The sequence below is a fragment of the Aeromonas sp. ASNIH4 genome, assembly GCF_002934425.1.
Lineage (GTDB): Bacteria > Pseudomonadota > Gammaproteobacteria > Enterobacterales > Aeromonadaceae > Aeromonas > Aeromonas hydrophila.
Genome location: NZ_CP026217.1, coordinates 3,498,102 through 3,514,705 on the forward strand (window position 1 = coordinate 3,498,102; position 16,604 = coordinate 3,514,705).

Sequence of the window (16,604 nt, forward strand, 5' to 3'; positions counted from 1 at the left end):
TCCGCCCGGTCTGCGCCGGTATTGACGATCCCCAGTGATGGCTACTGCAGCCAAACCACCCAATACCTTGTTCAAAGCAACCTGGTGCTCGGAATCAGAGAAAACCTGACTGCCCCCGCAGCAAACTTGCCACCGGTACCACTGACCATGGCGTTCTTATTCTAGGTATGGGCCATCACCCAAGATGGGCACCAACTGAGCCAGATAAAGGGTCACGACACTGATAAATGTATATACAACAATCTTCTCCAATAAATATCCACTACTAATAGCTACTATTTATTCCTCTCAACTCATCACCAACGACTTGAAAAAGAGAGCTCTAACGCCGCCATGATAAAAATTTCGACCTAACTATCGAACATATTAAAATCAGAAGAAAGACACCACTAAGCGATACTCCATACATTACACCTTTCTCTGCAAATGAAATTAACAACGACCATGACAGATTCAATTTACGTCCATAGAAGATGAATGTAAAAAAATTTACAGAAATATAAATAATACCGCCAATAATGGAAAATACAATTGGCGGAAATAGAAAAAAAACGCTCCAGAAAAATACCTCACCAGTCAGCCTCTTTTAATTCACTTTCAAAAAACTTGGTTGATAGTTCCGATGAAATGAAACCACCTGCATTTCCAAAAGAACTCGAAATAATACTTTCCGGCTTGTTCTTTTGTATAGTCAAACCTATGTCAATGAACTCATATTTTATACCATTTTGGTTCACGTTAAATAAATTTTTTGCCAATGGCTCAACGAATTTACCGGCCCAATATCCAGTACCAGCTCCCAAAGAACTCGCGAAACCACCGACAAGTGGATCTTCTCCTTTCAAATGGCTCGTATAAGCTCCACCTGCAGCATTGACAGCTACAGTTGGCCAGAAGCTCCAACCTGCTGTACCTGCACTTAAGTAAGTAGAAAATACAACCTCGCCCACATCAACTTTACTTAAGTCACCTTTATTATCCCACAGCTCAAACCCAAATTTGGCCCCTCCCCCTATTCCCCCCGCAGCTAGCAACTCTGATGGAAGCAGGGGCAAGCCCACTAATCCCAAACCAGCAATCATCATTTTTTTACATTCTGCCGATTCACCACAAGTCTTGTATTGATTTCTTTTAGCCTCCATCAACTTGGCAAATTGTTCAGGATCGCGCGCTTTCAGCGCGGCTAACGTATGTGCCATCGCATTGTACCGATGCACCGTCTCAGCCCGGTCTGCGCCAGTGTCGAAGTCGTTTTCATCCCCGGTGACGGCCACTGCCGCAAGTCCACCCAACACCTTGTTGAGGGCAACCTAATACTCCTCGTTGCCGCTAAAGGCCCCCAGGCTCCAGTTACTAGCCAGTTCCGACATGGCACCGCCGGCCGCTCCCGCCGCAAACTTGCCGCCAGTGATCTCGGCAATGGCACCGCTGGTCACCCCATGGGCAGCGATTTTCCCTGCCTCTGCCAACGGGCTGTTGGCGGCATCAAATTGAATGCCTTGATCCCCTATCCAGTTGGCCGTGGCTTTACCCACTTCCCTCTGAATATTGGATAACAGGCTGGCTTTGAAGCTATCAGCAAAGTTGGAACCATTGATGGTGTGCTATCTGTTCCGGCACTAATCCCGGCGTTGCTGGTGACCCGGTTGAAGGTATCCCAGGAGAACACTTTAATCGCCCCCGGCTGGGCATAGGGAGCGGGAGCATTGGGGGCACCGCTTGACAAGCCAGCCCATTCGTTAAAACCAGTCAAGGCCACCGAGGTGGCCAAATGCTTGATATTGGCGCTGCTGCCCAGTTCTTTGAGAACCGCTCCCAGATTTTGCTCTATTTCGGTAGATTTCGACTTCAGGAGGCCTTTGCTCTTGTTCTGCTCGAAGTGATAGACCTCGTTGTCTGCGGTGAGCAGTTGCAGTTCACCACCGGCCTGCAACGCAGCATTGCCCTTGGCATCCAGGGTGCTGGCTTGGGCAATCAGGTGATTGCCGGCCTCAAGCATCAGGTTGTGGCCGCTGAGCTCGACTCCCTGCTGGGTGGTGGTGCGATCAATGGGTGTTTACTGCCACCAACGACAGGTCTAACCCCGCCAGCAGGTTGCTGGCCCAGCGTTTTCTTAAGCCAATAAGCTGCCCCTATACCCAAATTGTGAAAGAACAACTAACTACAAAAAGGTGGGTGTCCCAGACAATTGATTCTTGTCAAAATGGGCCAAAAATTTCTAAACTGATTAGAGAGCGAGAAACGTTGCCAACGAGATTTATACGTGACTTTTTGGCAATCCCCCTGGCTAGGGGGATATCAGGTATTACTCTGAAACTGGTTAAAAACACGTCCACATAGGAGGCACGCTATCAAATCAACATAAGGCTAGCTCTACATAGTTGGTTGCTTTGATCAAATTGCAGATGTAATGCATATACTTCTTTTTCATACTTTATCCACCGATTTATATAACCAAGAAGCATATCTACTTTTCCACCACCACTTGCAGTAGGCTTACCTAACTTTTGGACTACGGCCTCTTCACTCCAACCGGGGCTTACACCAGATAAGAGCTCCCCCTTAAAAGCAGAGTACCCCTCATACCCATCGAAGTAAAAATGGATATGGTTTAATACATTTTTCCTAAAACCAATCTCAAGCCCCGAGTGCAGGTACTTATAGTGCTTAGTATGACCTAGAGGATCGTTATATTCAGCGGGCTCATCCAAGATCGCTGCCTTTTCCCCTATAGACAAACTAAGTTGAGAAAATTCTTTAGACATTTCAGTCATGCCAATAGCATTAGTAAACTCTCTCCAATCAATCATTTACTTAATTACTCCAGTTTGTCGATTTCGTTCAATTATTTTACTTATTGCCTCTTCGACTAATTTAGGATCATAGCCCTGCGCTACCATATTGACTCTTAAAATGTTGGTATCACGACACTCTGCCCCACAAAGATTGGCCGCATCTTGCTGAACCTGAGCAGCCGTATTTTTACCTTTATAGGTTTGGCTAGCTGCGTGAACATCCTTAGGAACCTCAACCACAGTTGCATTTTGATAAAGGCTCTTAGTTTCTGCATCTGTTAGTGGGCGTCCTAACTCATTTTCTTTATTTTTCTTAATTGCAGCAAATGATGGGATATGATCATGCTCCAGTCCATCACCAACCTTTTCCCGTGCTTTTAGCTCCTTATAAGAACCAACATCAAGTGCTTTGACCTTTTCAACCTCTTTTCCAACCGTGCTAATGATCTTGCCGGCGGTATCTACATCCCCTGCCTTTAGTGCTTCCTTGGCAACCTTCAGTGGTCCCTTAAACAGGTCACCACCGGGGATCACCGCTATCGTAGCCAGAGCATAATCGAGTGTGTCTTGTGCTTCAACAAAGCCTTTTACATCCCCAACTCCTGGCGTTAAATCTAGGGCAAGGCTAAAAAGAGTCTCTGCTAATTGTGCACGAGCTTCAATCCGAGCCTTAGCATCAATATTGCCAAGGTCAGCCATCACCTCGTCATATTTGGCTTGACCGACCATGACATCAAACTGATGTTGCGAAAAGTTATACCGATGCACAGTCTCAGCCCGGTCTGCGCCAGTATCGAAGTCGTTTTTATCCCCGGTGACGGCCACTGCCGCCAACCCACCCAACGCCTTGTTGAGCGCAACCTGATACTCCTCATTGCCGCCAAAGGCCCCCAGGCTCCAGTTACTGGCGAGTTCCGACATGGCACCGCCTGCCGCTCCTGCCGCAAACTTGCCGCCAGTGATCTCGGCAATGGCGCCGCTGGTCACCCCATGGGCAGCGATTTTCCCTGCCTCTGCCAACGGGCTGTTGGCAGCATCAAATTTAATGCCTTGATCCCCTATCCAGTTGGCCGTTGCTTTACCCACTTCCCCCTGAATATTGGATAACAGGCTGGCTTTAAAGGCATCCGAAAAGTGGGAGCCATTGATGGTGGTGTTAATCCCTGCAGTCACGACCGAGTGACTGGTCACCCGGTTGAAGGTGTCCCAGGAGAACAGATTGGAGGCCGCAGGCTGGCTGGCTGCATTGCTAGCCGCTGGCGCAGCACTTGCCCAACCCATCGCGTTGTCCAAGCCCTGCAGCGCCCCTGCCGTTGCCACCGAGGTCGCCAGTTGCTTAATGCTGGCACTGCTGCCCAGTTCTTTGAGTACCGCCCCCAAATTGCCGCCATTGTTGATGGTGGAGATTGTTGCCTGACTCACCAAAGTACTAAAAGCAGCGTTGGCCATGGCCGCTGACGTTGCACCGACGGCACTCACGCTGACCCCTTGTACTGCAGCCAACGCGGCCACCCCCCCTCCCATGGTGGCGACCGCCAAGGCAATGGCAATAATAGAAGACGCTACAGGGCTCAAGCTCTGCTGGCTGTAGTTCCACTGCTCATAAGCCTCTTGCACAGCTTCCATCTTCACACTTGGCATACTGCGGACCTGCTCCACCCAGGCCATGCCGGGTTGCGTCGCCAATGTATCCAACCGTGCCTGCAGACTTTCTCCTTCCTGCTGCCCCACTTGCAACAGCCCACCCTGACCCGCATTGATATTGATATCCGCACCGTCCAGCTGGTTCTGACGCTCGGCGGTACTGTTGGTACCATTGCCAAACATCTTCACCATGACACCGCTCTTCTTCTCATCCTTGCGGTAGAAATGCTCATCAGTGGCGGTCAATAACTTGAGCATGCCGTCCGTATCCACACTCAGGGTTTCGCCAGCCTGGATGTCACTGCCTTTGAGGGTCATGTCCCCCTGACTGGCCAGGCTCACGTTGCCACCGGCAGTGATGGTCGTCCCCTGCGCCGTCACATCCTTCTGCTCTATTTCGGTAGATTTCGACTTCAGGAAGCCTTTGCTCTTGCTCTGCTCGAAGTGATAGACCTCGTTGTCTGCTGTCAGTAACTGCAGTTCACCACCGGCCTGCAACGCAGCATTCCCTTTCGCATCCAGTGTACTGGCCTGAGCTAACAAGTTGTTGCCGGCCTCCAGCATCAGATTGTTGCCACTGAGTTCGACGCCCTGCTGGGTAGTGGTGCGATCGATGGTGTGTTTGTTGCCACGACGAATATCATCGCTGTTTTGATTGGCTTCACTGGCCAAGAGCAGGTTATTGCCCGCCAGCAGGTTGATATCCCCCTTCCCCTCGACCCGGGATGCGCTGAGCGTCAGGTCTTGGCCCGCCTGGATAGCAACGCGACCGCCAGCGTTCAGTTCGCTCATCAGCTGCTCAACCCGGGCGAAGCGGCTGTTGCCCTCCTCCCATTTACGGCGGTCTTCGACACTGCCGATGTTGATATTCCCCCCCGCCGACAATGACATGTCGAGCCCCGCCAGCAGGTTGCTGGCAGACAAAGAGATATCCTGCCCAGACTGCAGCAGCAGGTTGCCCGCCGACTCGATGCGGGCGATATCACCCACATCGGTGCGGCTGAAGCGGGTCTGCTCGGTCAGCTCGCTCGACAGCACACCGTTGACATCCACGTGACGCTGCGCCGTCTGGGTTTCATTGCGTACCGAGCCGTCTCGCGAGGCAATAACAACGTCTCCCCCTTTAATGAGGTTCTGGTTGAGAATATCCCCCTTGGCAAGCAGCTCAAGCCGCCCACCCGTCTGGATCTGCCCCTGGTTGACCAACGTACTGTCGCTCTTGAGCGACAGGGTGCCATCGGCCAGCAAGGTGCCGCTGTTATTGATACCGCCAGCCGTGAGATCGATGTTGGTGGCAGTGATGACGCTGCCAGAGAGGTGGCGTTTGTCGGCCTCGGTCAGGTAGAGCTTGGGCGCCAGCACAATCTTGCCCTGATACCAGACCGGCTCCCACCACACCATGCTGCGGCCCAGCTGCGCTACCTGATCGGCGCTCAGCGCCACCCCGGCGGTCAGTCCCAGCTCGCGCTGGTTTTGCACCGCGCTGTCGATGAGCGTGCGCATCTGCGCCAGATCCGAGCCCATCTCGTTATTGATAAAGCGGCGGCCGGTCTGGGCCAACACCGCATCCCGGATGACCCGGGTATCGAAGGCGGCATCACCCAGCAGCTTGATGTCTTTCTCCGGCGCATAGTTCATCTGCGAGAAGAAGTAGCTGGAGCCGAGGAACTGGTTGACCTGGGTCAGGGTCGGACTGGTTTCAAGCGGTGGCTGGGTCGTCAGCGCCGGCACGGCTTGCAAGCCGGTCTGCACCGAGTCCGGCGCCGGTACCGCCACGGCCGTGACCACGGGGGCTTGCCAACCCGGCTGCAGGCTCTGTTGCCACTGACCTGATGTGACGACATGGCCACTGTTTGACAGTGCCATACCGCTTAACGACTGCAACTCAGGGGAGTTGCCCCCGCTGCTTGCTCGTCCCGGCAGTGCCCAGTCAGCATGTTGACCTGCCACCTGGGCAATGCCTCCATTGCCAGAGACAGCATCGAAGGAGAGTTGTCCCGCGCCCTGCAACTGCTGCTGGAGCGCAGCATCGATGCGATCCAGCATGCCGCTGCCGGCCTGACCCAGATTGGCCAGCAAGGGGTTTACTTCGATCAGATAGGGACTGTCGCTATTACCGTTGACGGTAAAGAGCCCCTTGTCACCGCTGGGCAACTGGAAGTCAGGCAACGGCACGCCGTTATCGGGACCGACTGGTTTTAGCTGCTGGGCCAGGTATTGGGCATCCCCCTGTAAATCGGGAGCGGCTCCCGATCCCTGGGCCTGCGGCAGAGAGAGGGAAGGGCGTTGAGTAGTGGAACTAACGGGACCTGCATTGACCTTGATCGTAACGTTGTCGATCATGTTATTGAATGAGCCGGTAATATTTCCTCTGGCAGAAATAACGCCTGAGAATATTTTTTCATTTTCGTATTTTGTTTTGAGCTCAGTTAAGTCAAGCCGATACCCATACCGGCTATCAGTTCGTTTTCCTTGGTAGGTATACAAGGCCTCGACTATTGAATCCCCGAGCCGATAGCTCTTGTTAATCAACTCATTACCCGTCATGTTAATATTATTGACAGCACTCATGTATGACGCATCGTTTATTATGCTATTTGCAGACACAAAAATATTGCCTGCGCTTAACACAACCGCCTCAACACCATTCGTTGATTTAACAGATAGCCTTTTATGCTCAACTAAACGTGTTTTAGGTTCTGCGGGGTTTCCATTATATATGGGCGTATATACTGGACGACACGCACTGCCCCCTCCTCCATTATTTCCGAAGTTGCAGTTTTGGTCTACTTCAACCCTCGTGGGCAATACATCTATTGTTGGAGGTACGTCTGCATGATATATAGTTTCCTCTATAACAGAAAACTCATCCCTTTCATTTTTAAATGTCTGCGCATTGAGATAAATATCCCCCATGCTTTCTATACGGCCAGAGCGATTTACTACAGCCGAAGCATTAGTTCCATCCAGCCCCCCACGAATAATCAGATCTGACTCTGAGAATAAAATACCTTTATTATTTTCCAACACTCCATGAGTGCCAAGCATCATTCGTTGCCCAGAATAGAATGATCCTTGGTTCAACAGCGACTCACCCTGCCACCCCAGGTCGCCCTGGCTCGCCAGCATACCGGTATTGCGAAGCTCACCCTGCGTATTGAGCGTCAGCCCTTGCCCGCTCTGCACACTGCCGCTGTTCTCCAGCCGCTGGGCTCCCAACTGCATGACACCATTGCTCACCAGAGCCCCGCTATTGATTAGCTGGCCGGTGACGCCCGCATTGAAACGCTGTCCTGCACCCCACTGTCCCTGATGTTGCCAGTCCCCTTGCACCTGCAGGTCCAACGTACCCTTGGCGCTGAGGGTGCCCTGGCTGGTCAGCGATGACCCCGTCTTGAGTGCCAAGTCACCACCCGACAGCCATTCACCGATACCCGTTACCCGGCCCGCATCCAGCGTCACCTTCTGCCCCGCCAGTATCTTGCCCGGTGCATACACCTCGCCGCTGCGCAGGGTCAGCTGTTGCCCAAACAGGGTGCCGCTGTTGGCCAGCCGAGCCAGTGGCGAGGCCTCCAGTAAATTGGCGCTGATGAGGCCACTGTTGTCGAGCTGGTTTCCCTTGAGTAAAAGTTGGCCGGCCGAGGAGAGCTCACCGGCGTTGGTCAGCGTTGTGGCAGTGATGTCCCCCACATGCTGGCCGCGCAGAACGGCCCCCAGGCTGTTATCCAGTTGCTGGGTCGTCAGGTTCAGCGTACCGCCCTGTACCCGCCCCCGGTTGATCAGGGTGTCATGGGTCAGTGTCAGGGTATTGCCCAGCAAGGCACCACGATTGTCGAGCTGGCGACTGCTGATGGCGAGGCCATCCCCCTGCAGGGTACCCCGGTTATCCAGCCGCGCACCGCTGATGCTGCCTTGGCCAGTAACCAACATCACCCCATCATTTTGCAGCGCACCGCCGCTTTGCAGGCGAGTCGTTTCAACGCGGCCCAGCTGCTCGATGCGAGCAGCATTCATGGCCAGCTCGCCGCCGCTCAGCAGATTGCCGAGCTGGCTTATCAGGGTATTGGCACTAAGCGCAACATTGCCTTTGGCGGCCAGGGTCCCCTTGAGGGTGAGCGCGGGCGCCGAGAGGGTTGCATTGCCATCGGTCTGCACTGTGCCTGCAAGGGTCGCCCCTTCGGTCAGCTCGGCGTTCAGTCCCCCGTTTGCCCGGGTCTTGCCACCTTGTTGCCAATAGCCACTGCGCAAGAGCAGGTCACCGCCAGCCAGCAAGTCACCCTGCTGCTCGAACCGCGAACCCTTGAGGCTCATGCCGCGCGCCGACTGCCACAGCCCTTGTTGCGTCAGGGTACCGCCATCAAGTGACAGCGCTCCTCCCGACACCAGTTGGCTGCCCGCCTGGCTGGTCAATGCCCCCCGACTGGTAAGCGTCAGGTTGCCGCCACTCACCAGCGAGCCCCCCAGCGTCATGGTATCGGCCTGAATATCTGTCTCGCCACGAATACGCCACGGGCCGGCCAGTTGCAGCTGGCCGGTACGCAGCTCAAGCGCGCCGCCACTACCGACGCCACCGCTTCCCTGCCAGCTGGCACTGCGCAGCACAACCTGATTGCCTTGCAGTTGGCCATGGTGCTGCACCGCCCCCCGGGCATTGACAGCCAGGTCGCCACGGCTGGTCAGCTTGCCGTGACTGGTCAGTGTACCGGTATCCAGCAACACCCGCTCCCCTTGCAGGTCACCGTCCAGGGTGACGGACTCACCCTGCAGCGTCAGTGCGCCATTGGTCACGGCACTGCCGCTGTGCGCTAAATTCGCACCTTGCCAGCTCAGATCCCCCGCCGATGACAGCGTCCCCTGGCTGGTCAATGTGTCCGCATGGAGTTGCAACTGGCCATTGCTGGCCGTGGTGCTACCACTGCCCAGCGTGGCTTCGTTGGTGGTCAAAACAAGGTCTTTATTGGCCAGCAGCTTGCCGCTGCTGCTCAGCTGGGGAGCGTTGATGGTGAGGTCCGCGCCGGCAAGCAACGTTCCGCTGTTATCCAGTGCATCCAGTGTCAATGCCTGACCCAGGCCGCTGATCCACTGACCGCTGTTGAGCAGCCGGTTGGCCGTCAAGGCGATGCCCTGGTCCGATTGCCAGTGGCCCCGGTTAGTCAGGGTGCCAGTCTTCAGGTTCAATGCGTCCTTGCTGACCAGCGCACCACCGTTGTCAATGTGTGCCGCCGTCAGCTTTATCGCTTGCGCCGACACCTTGCCATCATTGCGCAGGGTATCGGCGACCTGCAGTGACAGTGAGCCACCGCTGGCCAATGTCCCCTGTTGTGACAACTGGGTAGCTTCGATGCGCTGAGCCCCTCCCGCTACCGCACTGCCCTGTAGCGTCATCTGGCCAGCCGTCAGCTGTTGCCCTGCTTTGGCCAATAATTGACTCTGCTGACCGGTAGTGAGGGTGGTCGCAGTCACCTGCTGATGGTCCCCTTTGAGGGTGCCATCCAACGTTACTTGTTCACCATTCAAGGTGGTATCGCGCACGGCCGCCGTGCCAGACATCACCAGCGTCTTGCCGCGCCACTGCAGTTGGTCGGCTGCCAGGTTGCCAGCCAGCGTTGCCTGCTCCGCCGTTACAATCAGCTCACCGTTGGCCTGGGTCAGACCATTCAAACTCAGGAGTGAGGCCCCCAACTGCATGGAACCATTGCTCAGCATGTCCCCCTGCGAGTCCAGGGTCGCCGCCGTCAGGTTTATCCCCTCCTTGCCAACCAATACACCGCGGTTGTCCAGACGGGTGGCCGCCGTCATGGTCAGTTGACGGGTACCCACATCCCCGCTGTTGAGCAAGGTATCGCCCGTCAACGTGGCATGCCCTGCCAACAGCGCGCCCAGATTGCGCCACTGCGTCCCCTGCCAGTTAAGCTCCCCGCCGCTCTCCATCCGGCTTCGGTTTTCAAGCTCATGCACGGTCAGGTCAAGACCGGCGGCCCGCAACGTGCCGCTGTTGACCAACTTACTCCCTTTCACCTGCAAGGCACCGTCACCCAGCCACTGACCTTGCTGGGTTATCTCGTCGACCATCAGGGTTTGGCTGCCATTACCCAGCCAGCTCCCTTGTTGCAGCAAGCGCTGGCCGGTCAGGCTCAACGGTCCCGCGGCAACCAGGGTCGCGCCCTGCTCGTTGTGCCATTCAGTTACCTTAAAATTGGCCGCCTGTTCGCTGGCTAGTCGCCCCTTGTTGGTGAGCGTATCAGCCTGTAATTGCCACTGACCCGCCTGCCAGTCACCAGCCAACGTCAGTTGTTTACCGGTGCTTTGCAGCAACCCGCCAACCCGCCAGACGCCGGCCAGCTGCTGCGTATCCCCCTGCAGGGTGAGAGCACCACCGATGTTTGCATTGCCGCCCAGCGCCAGCAGTTTTGCGCCTAGCTGGGCCGCCCCCTGGCTGACCAAGCGCCCGGTCAAAGTGGCCTCTTCTGCCTGCAGCGTAATACCCTGTTTACCCTGCAACAGCCCGCCGTTTTGCAGCACTTTGGTCGTCAGAGAAAGTGTTTTGCCTGCCAGGTTGCCCTGATTGGTGAGGCGCTCCGTGGCATTGAGCCGATGGTCGCCACCGGCGATGACCGTGCCTTCGTTATCAAGCACACGTCCTGTCAGCGCGAGACTCTCCCCCGCTTGCAGCCACCCCTGGTTGGCCAGGGTGTCGCTCTGCCAGTTGAGCTGCTGGCCTATCAAATGCTGGCCACGGCTGCTTCCCACCTGACTATGTAGCTGCGCCGTCTTCGCCTGGGTAGTGCCATCCAGTTGTAGCCTGGTCGCATCGATACGCAGCCCCTGGGCCGCATTCATGGTCCCCTGTTGCTGGTACGCATTGGCCACCACTGCCACATCCCCTTTGGCTGCCACATCCCCGGCCAGGGTGATGTCATCACCACTCAGCTTCAGCACGCCACCGGCGCGCAAGGCGCCGCCAGCCTCTTGAGTCAGTTTGTCGCCACGCCAGACCAGCGCATTGTCGGTGCTCAATTCGCCACGCTGTTGCCAGTTGACTGCCGCAATATCAGCCTGGTTTGCCAGTAGCTTGCCACTGCTGGCCAGCGTCTTGGCATCCAGCTTGAGCAGCTTGCCGACTTCCAGCTCTCCGCTCACCTCGGCCTGCTCGGCCTGCAGTTGCAGGTTGCCACCAACATGCTGACTCCCGGACAGCGTCAACAAGGTCGCCCCCAGCGCCAAGTCAGCCCCGGTGCGCAGCTCCCCCCCCAGTTGCAACTCGTCGGCCGTTATCTGCGCGGATGACTTGCTTTCCAGCGCCCCCTTCAACAGAAGGCGGGACCCCGTTACCGCCACTTCATTGGCAAACAGGCCACCCGTGCTGTTCAGTTCTGCAAAAGTGAGTGCCAGCTTACCGGCCGTCACAGCCGTACCACTGTTGGTCAGCCGCTCCCCGTTCAAATTCAGGGCCTGGCCGGCCTGCAGCCAGCCATTACCATCCAGCTGCTTGCTGTGCCAGTTCAGCGTATCGGTGGCCAAGATGCGCCCCTGCTGGGTCGCACGCTCACTGGTCAGGTTAATCGAGCCCCCTTGCACCAGCCCGGCCAACGCCAGCTCATCGGCATCGACCTTCATCACCTGGCCACTGGCAAGCTGACCATGTTGCGTGACCTGCTTGCCCTTGATGGCCATATCCTGGCCCGCACCAACCGTACCACTCAGTGCCAGCTGGTCGCCGTTCAGACTCACGCCCTGGTTAGCCAGCAGCTCGCTCGCACTCCCCGTCGCAAGCCGTTGTCCTTCCCACACAATATCTTCCCGACTGTGCAGCTTGCCCTCGCTCGTCGCCTCCTTGACTGCCAGCACCAACGACTGCGCCTTCAGCACACCATCGAAATTGCCTTTCTCGGCTGTCACCCGGGCCTGGCCACCGACCAGACTTTGGCCGCTCAACTGCAGCAACCGGCTGCCCAGTTCCAGTTCACCGTCGGTCAGTTGCTGCCCTGTCAGCGCCAGCTCATCCCCTTTGATAGTCAGCCGGGAGACCCCAAGCAAGGTGCCACTGCTGCGCAGCTGACGACCAGTCAGCGTCGCCAGCTGACTGGCGATACGCCCCTCGTTGTCGAGGGTATCGGCCTGCAACGTCAGGCTGTTGCCTCCTGCAAGAGTGCCCCGGTTCTGCAAGGCATCCCCCTTGAGCACCAGTTGTAGGTCCCCTTGCAGGGTGCCGCTGTTGGCCAGTCGGCTACCCTGCCAGTTCAGGGTCTGCCCTGCCTGCACCTCGCCCCGGTTGGTCAGCACACCCGCCTGCAACTGCACCGCGTTGCCCTTCACCTTGCCCGCCACGGTCAGCTCATTGCCGTTGATATCCAGCGTCGGAGCACCGACGTCGCCCGCCAAGCTCACCTGTTGCGCCTGCAGCTGCATGCGCTGACCTGCGTTGCTCTTGCCCTGCTCTCCTTGCTCCCAGCGCGTACCGGCACGTATTGCCAGGTCGTCGCCCGCACTCAGCTCACCAGCGTTATGGCCTCGCTCTCCGAGCGCGATACTCATCGCTTGCCCGCTCTTCAACGTTCCCTGGTTATCCAGCGTCGTCGCATCGATAGTCAGGTTCTGTGCTGCCTGGGTCGTGCCCTCATGGCGCAGCGCGCCCGCAGCCAACCGCACCGAGGTGCCCTTCACATGGCCCGCCTGACGCAACTGTTCGGCCTGCAGTGTCACGTCCTTTGCCGTCAGTGCCGACTGGGTATCCAACTGTTGTGCCGTGGCATGGAGCGTCTCACCCTGCAACTCGCCTTCTCTTACCACCAGCGCATCGCTCGCCTGCAGCGCCAAGGTGCCACCGCTGCTGACCCTGGTCCGTTGCAACTGCTGTGCACGTGCCTGCAACGTGGCATCGCCTTTTGCCGCAACATCTGCATCTTGCGCCGTCAACTCGCCGCCGGCGGCCAGCTTCACTGCACCACCGCTGTGGATAGCCCCCGCCACCGCCAGCTCACCCTGGCTGCTGACTTGCAGGTTGCCGGCACTGCTGCTGTCACGCAGCCGGATCTTGCCGTTGGCATCCAGGGTCAAATCCCCCTGCGTTGCCACCGCATTGGCCAGATTGACCCCTACCCCTTGCTCGGTCGACACCAGCCGGATCTTGCCGGCATACATGCCTCCCATGGCTGCCGTGTCGATGGCCACTTCCGGCACAACACCGTCACCCTGCTGAGCACGGATCTCCCCCGTCTGCCGGTTAACCGTGTTTGCCCCGGCGATCACGTTGACCTCCTTGCCATGCAAGGCGCCGTTGAGCTGCACCACGCGGGCAATCAAGTCGACCGACGCCTGACGGCTGCCATCCAATCCCTTGCCCCCCACCGTCAACGCCCCTTGTTTCACATCCAGCATCTGCAGCTGGCCATGGGCATCCAGCACCGGCTTGCCGGTGGACAACGTGACATTGGGGGTATTGATAAAGCCACAACCATCACAGGTCAGGCCGTTGGGGTTGGCCACCACCACGCCAGCCTGCTGACCCGCCACTTCCAGATAGCCTTGTAACTGAGAGGGATTAGCACCCACCACTTCGTTGATGATGACGTTGGCTGGCGCACCGGTAAGATGAGGGTTGTTCTGGATAAGCCCACCAAGCTGGGTTTGGGTCAGCTGGCCAGTGGCGTTGTTGAGGATGACGCCAGGCTGCGCCACATTGAAATCTTGGTAGAGGTTGTGTGATACCCCGGCCCCGTTGGGCGTTGCTATGTCGACAACCGGTACGCCATTGCCCGCCTGATTGAGCGTGGTGCTGCCCGTTGCCACCGCAATCCCCTCGGCGAAGGCAGGGTGTGCAGGTTGCAAGGCCAGCAATGCACTCAGGTGGTAAGCAAGCAGACGAAGGGTCAGGGGCAACTTGGGTGTCGACATCACTGTGTTTCCGTTAAAAATTGATGCTCAGGCGGTAGTTCACAACATAGGGATCGGCATTGAGCCAGGCCGGGGCACTGATCGGGAACCCCACACTGAGGTTGCCGGCCACATGGCGATAGCGCTGCTCCCAGCCAAGGGCCGTGCCCACCATCCCGCGCCAGCGGTCACCTTGGTTGCCAAGGTCAACGCGCCCCATGTCGAGAGCCAGCCACCCTCGCCACTGACCGAGCCAGGCTGGCGTCTGGGCCTGCCAGCTCAGCTCGTTGCGCAGGTAGCCACCGACATCGCCACTGAGGCTCTGCTCTTTAAAACCTCGCACCGAGGCATCCCCCCCCAACGAGACCCGCTCCACGCTGTAAAGCGTGTCAGGGCTCCATTGGCCATAGAGGGTGGAAAGCCAGCCCAGCTGCTGCCAGGCCGTGCTGTAACTGCCAAACAGCCCCCACTTCTCAAACTGGGCCCGAGGAGCTGCGACTGGCCGGCCGCGGTCACTGTCGGCGCCAAACCAATCCGTACCCAGAGTGAGCGTTGGATTGAGCGTGAAGAAATGACGATCGACTCGGGTCGCCAGGTTAAGCCCGCTGCGCAGTGAAGAGAGGCGGTAGCTGCTGCTCTCCAGCAACTGCTCCATGATGAAGTTGCGGCTTTGCCGGTGGGTGATCCCCAGCACGGCGGACACCTTGCTCTGGCCATCACGATAAAGGGTGTGCGACAACGTACCGGTGCTGGTGCGTGTGTTGCCGCGACTGTCATACACATAGCCACGCGACAGCAGATCGTTGCGATAGTCGCTGTACTGATAGCCTGCATCAAACAGCCAATAGCCATACGGCAGGCTCAAGCCGGCCTGCCAGCTGGTCGTATCATGGGCAGCCCGCCCATCCGTGCTGCGTGAACCTCCCAGGCTCCATTGCTCGGCCAGTGACCACAGGTTGTCAGCACTCAGCGACATCCGCCCCTGCTCTTCTCCCGTGCTCTGCTGTCCGCTGTTGTCAAACTCGAGGCTGCCCTGCAAGGGAAGTCTGCGCGACCCTTTCAGGTTGACGATGGATTGGCCTGCCGCCGTCCCCGGCTGAATGTCCAGTTGATAAGAGAGGGTGCGCAGGCGGGAGAGCTGATCCACCCCTTGCTCAAGGTCCCGCAGGTTGAGCACCTCCCCCACCAGGCCCGGGAAAAGGGTGTGGGTGATCCGGTCAGGCTGGCCGTCGACGACGATGCGCTCCACCCGCCCTTCCAGTACGGCAATCGTCAGCGTACCGCTGGCCAGGTCTTGCTCGGGCAGGAACGCTCGGCTGGTGATAAAGCCCTGTGCCAGGTACCACTGGCTGACATCGCGGATCAAGGCATTGATATGGGGCAACCCCATACAGGTGTGCAAGAACGGGCTGGTCAGCGTGGTGCGGGCATCCGCATCAAGCTGGCCTGCCCCCTCGAAGCGGATGGCAGTCACCACAAAGCAGGGACCTGCGGCTTCGGGAGTGGGAGTTGCTGCCGCCGCAGGTAGCTGGGTTTGCCGGGCGACGTCGTCGCGCTGGCGTGCAGCCTCTTCCAGCAAGCTACGCTGGCGCTGCTCGACATCATTCTGATCCAGCGGTGAGGACAGTGGTCCAGCGGCATTAGCGCACTGGATGCATAGCAAAAAAGAGACGGCAGTGCGCAAGCACCAACGCAGACGAAGGCGACAACCCATTGTTATTGAATCTTTTAGTTATTTTTACTACTACCTTGCCGACCAACAACTGCATCCTACAGGGCAGCTTAAACAGCGGTGACAAGACCTGAACGGTCGCGAATTATACAGCAAAGGCCTCGCATGCGACACAGATTGTCGCAAAAATGTGCGCTGTACCGCGGAGAATAGGCGTATCTCCATATTAATGATGAGGTTAGCTCTTCGATAAAGCGTCTTATCAGACCTTCAAGATGCCATTAGGTCGCTCGTGAAAAACCAGCAGCGCTGGATGACGGTTAGCAAGAGGGCTAAATAAAGAGAAAAGCAGTGGGCAATGCAGAAAAAACAAGAGGCTGGGTGTAGATAGCAAAAAGGCCACCCTTTCGGATGGCCTTCTTGACTGAATAAATGGCGGAGGAGGTGGGATTTGAACCCACGGATGGTCGCCCATCGCCGGTTTTCAAGACCGGTGCATTCAGCCGCTCTGCCACCCCTCCGCGACAGTGCGGCGAATATTACCCATGGCGATCGCCCTTGTAAATCCCCTCGCCGCTCGTTTGCCGATTTATTGGGCTAAATGACGCACAAAGCCGCCA

The 16,604-nt window shown here is 57.1% G+C and carries 6 protein-coding genes and 1 tRNA gene; all 7 read right to left on the minus strand.

Annotation, left to right across the window (positions count from 1 at the left end):
- Positions 1 to 569: 569 nt before the first annotated feature.
- The 7 genes from C2U40_RS26190 to C2U40_RS16060 all read right to left on the minus strand — a co-directional run bounded on the left by C2U40_RS26190 (position 570) and on the right by C2U40_RS16060 (position 16,505).
- Positions 570 to 1,199, minus strand: coding sequence for a hypothetical protein (locus C2U40_RS26190; protein WP_158656448.1), 630 nt, complete (start codon positions 1,197 to 1,199; stop codon positions 570 to 572).
- Between the two features lie 111 nt (positions 1,200 to 1,310).
- Complete coding sequence (locus tag C2U40_RS16035; protein ID WP_103827269.1) at positions 1,311 to 1,598, minus strand: DUF637 domain-containing protein; 288 nt, start codon at positions 1,596 to 1,598, stop codon at positions 1,311 to 1,313.
- Entirely contained in the window at positions 1,508 to 1,999 is a 492-nt protein-coding gene (locus tag C2U40_RS27020; RefSeq protein WP_146054358.1) for a hypothetical protein, read from the minus strand. Before C2U40_RS27020 ends, C2U40_RS16035 begins: the two co-directional genes overlap by 91 nt.
- A 352-nt stretch (positions 2,000 to 2,351) precedes the next feature.
- Positions 2,352 to 2,810 (minus strand): hypothetical protein, encoded by a 459-nt coding sequence (locus tag C2U40_RS26905; protein ID WP_103827271.1) that lies wholly within the window; start codon positions 2,808 to 2,810, stop codon positions 2,352 to 2,354.
- Positions 2,811 to 14,333, minus strand: coding sequence for a two-partner secretion domain-containing protein (locus tag C2U40_RS16050; RefSeq protein ID WP_103827272.1), 11,523 nt, complete (start codon positions 14,331 to 14,333; stop codon positions 2,811 to 2,813). It lies immediately after the preceding gene.
- A 13-nt stretch (positions 14,334 to 14,346) separates the two neighbouring features.
- Positions 14,347 to 15,789: a ShlB/FhaC/HecB family hemolysin secretion/activation protein gene (locus tag C2U40_RS16055; protein ID WP_158656449.1), complete on the minus strand. Its 1,443-nt coding sequence runs from the start codon at positions 15,787 to 15,789 to the stop codon at positions 14,347 to 14,349.
- A 628-nt stretch (positions 15,790 to 16,417) separates the two neighbouring features.
- Positions 16,418 to 16,505, minus strand: a tRNA-Ser gene (locus C2U40_RS16060).
- Positions 16,506 to 16,604: the final 99 nt, after the last annotated feature.

What these genes read in the sequence shown, in the direction of transcription:
- C2U40_RS26190 (WP_158656448.1), bottom strand. Translation starts at nt 1,199, where the DNA reads ATGGCACATACGTTAGCCGCGCTGAAAGCGCGCGATCCTGAACAATTT.
- C2U40_RS27020 (WP_146054358.1), bottom strand. Translation starts at nt 1,999, where the DNA reads ATGCTTGAGGCCGGCAATCACCTGATTGCCCAAGCCAGCACCCTGGAT.
- C2U40_RS26905 (WP_103827271.1), bottom strand. Translation starts at nt 2,810, where the DNA reads ATGATTGATTGGAGAGAGTTTACTAATGCTATTGGCATGACTGAAATG.
- C2U40_RS16050 (WP_103827272.1), bottom strand. Translation starts at nt 14,333, where the DNA reads ATGTCGACACCCAAGTTGCCCCTGACCCTTCGTCTGCTTGCTTACCAC.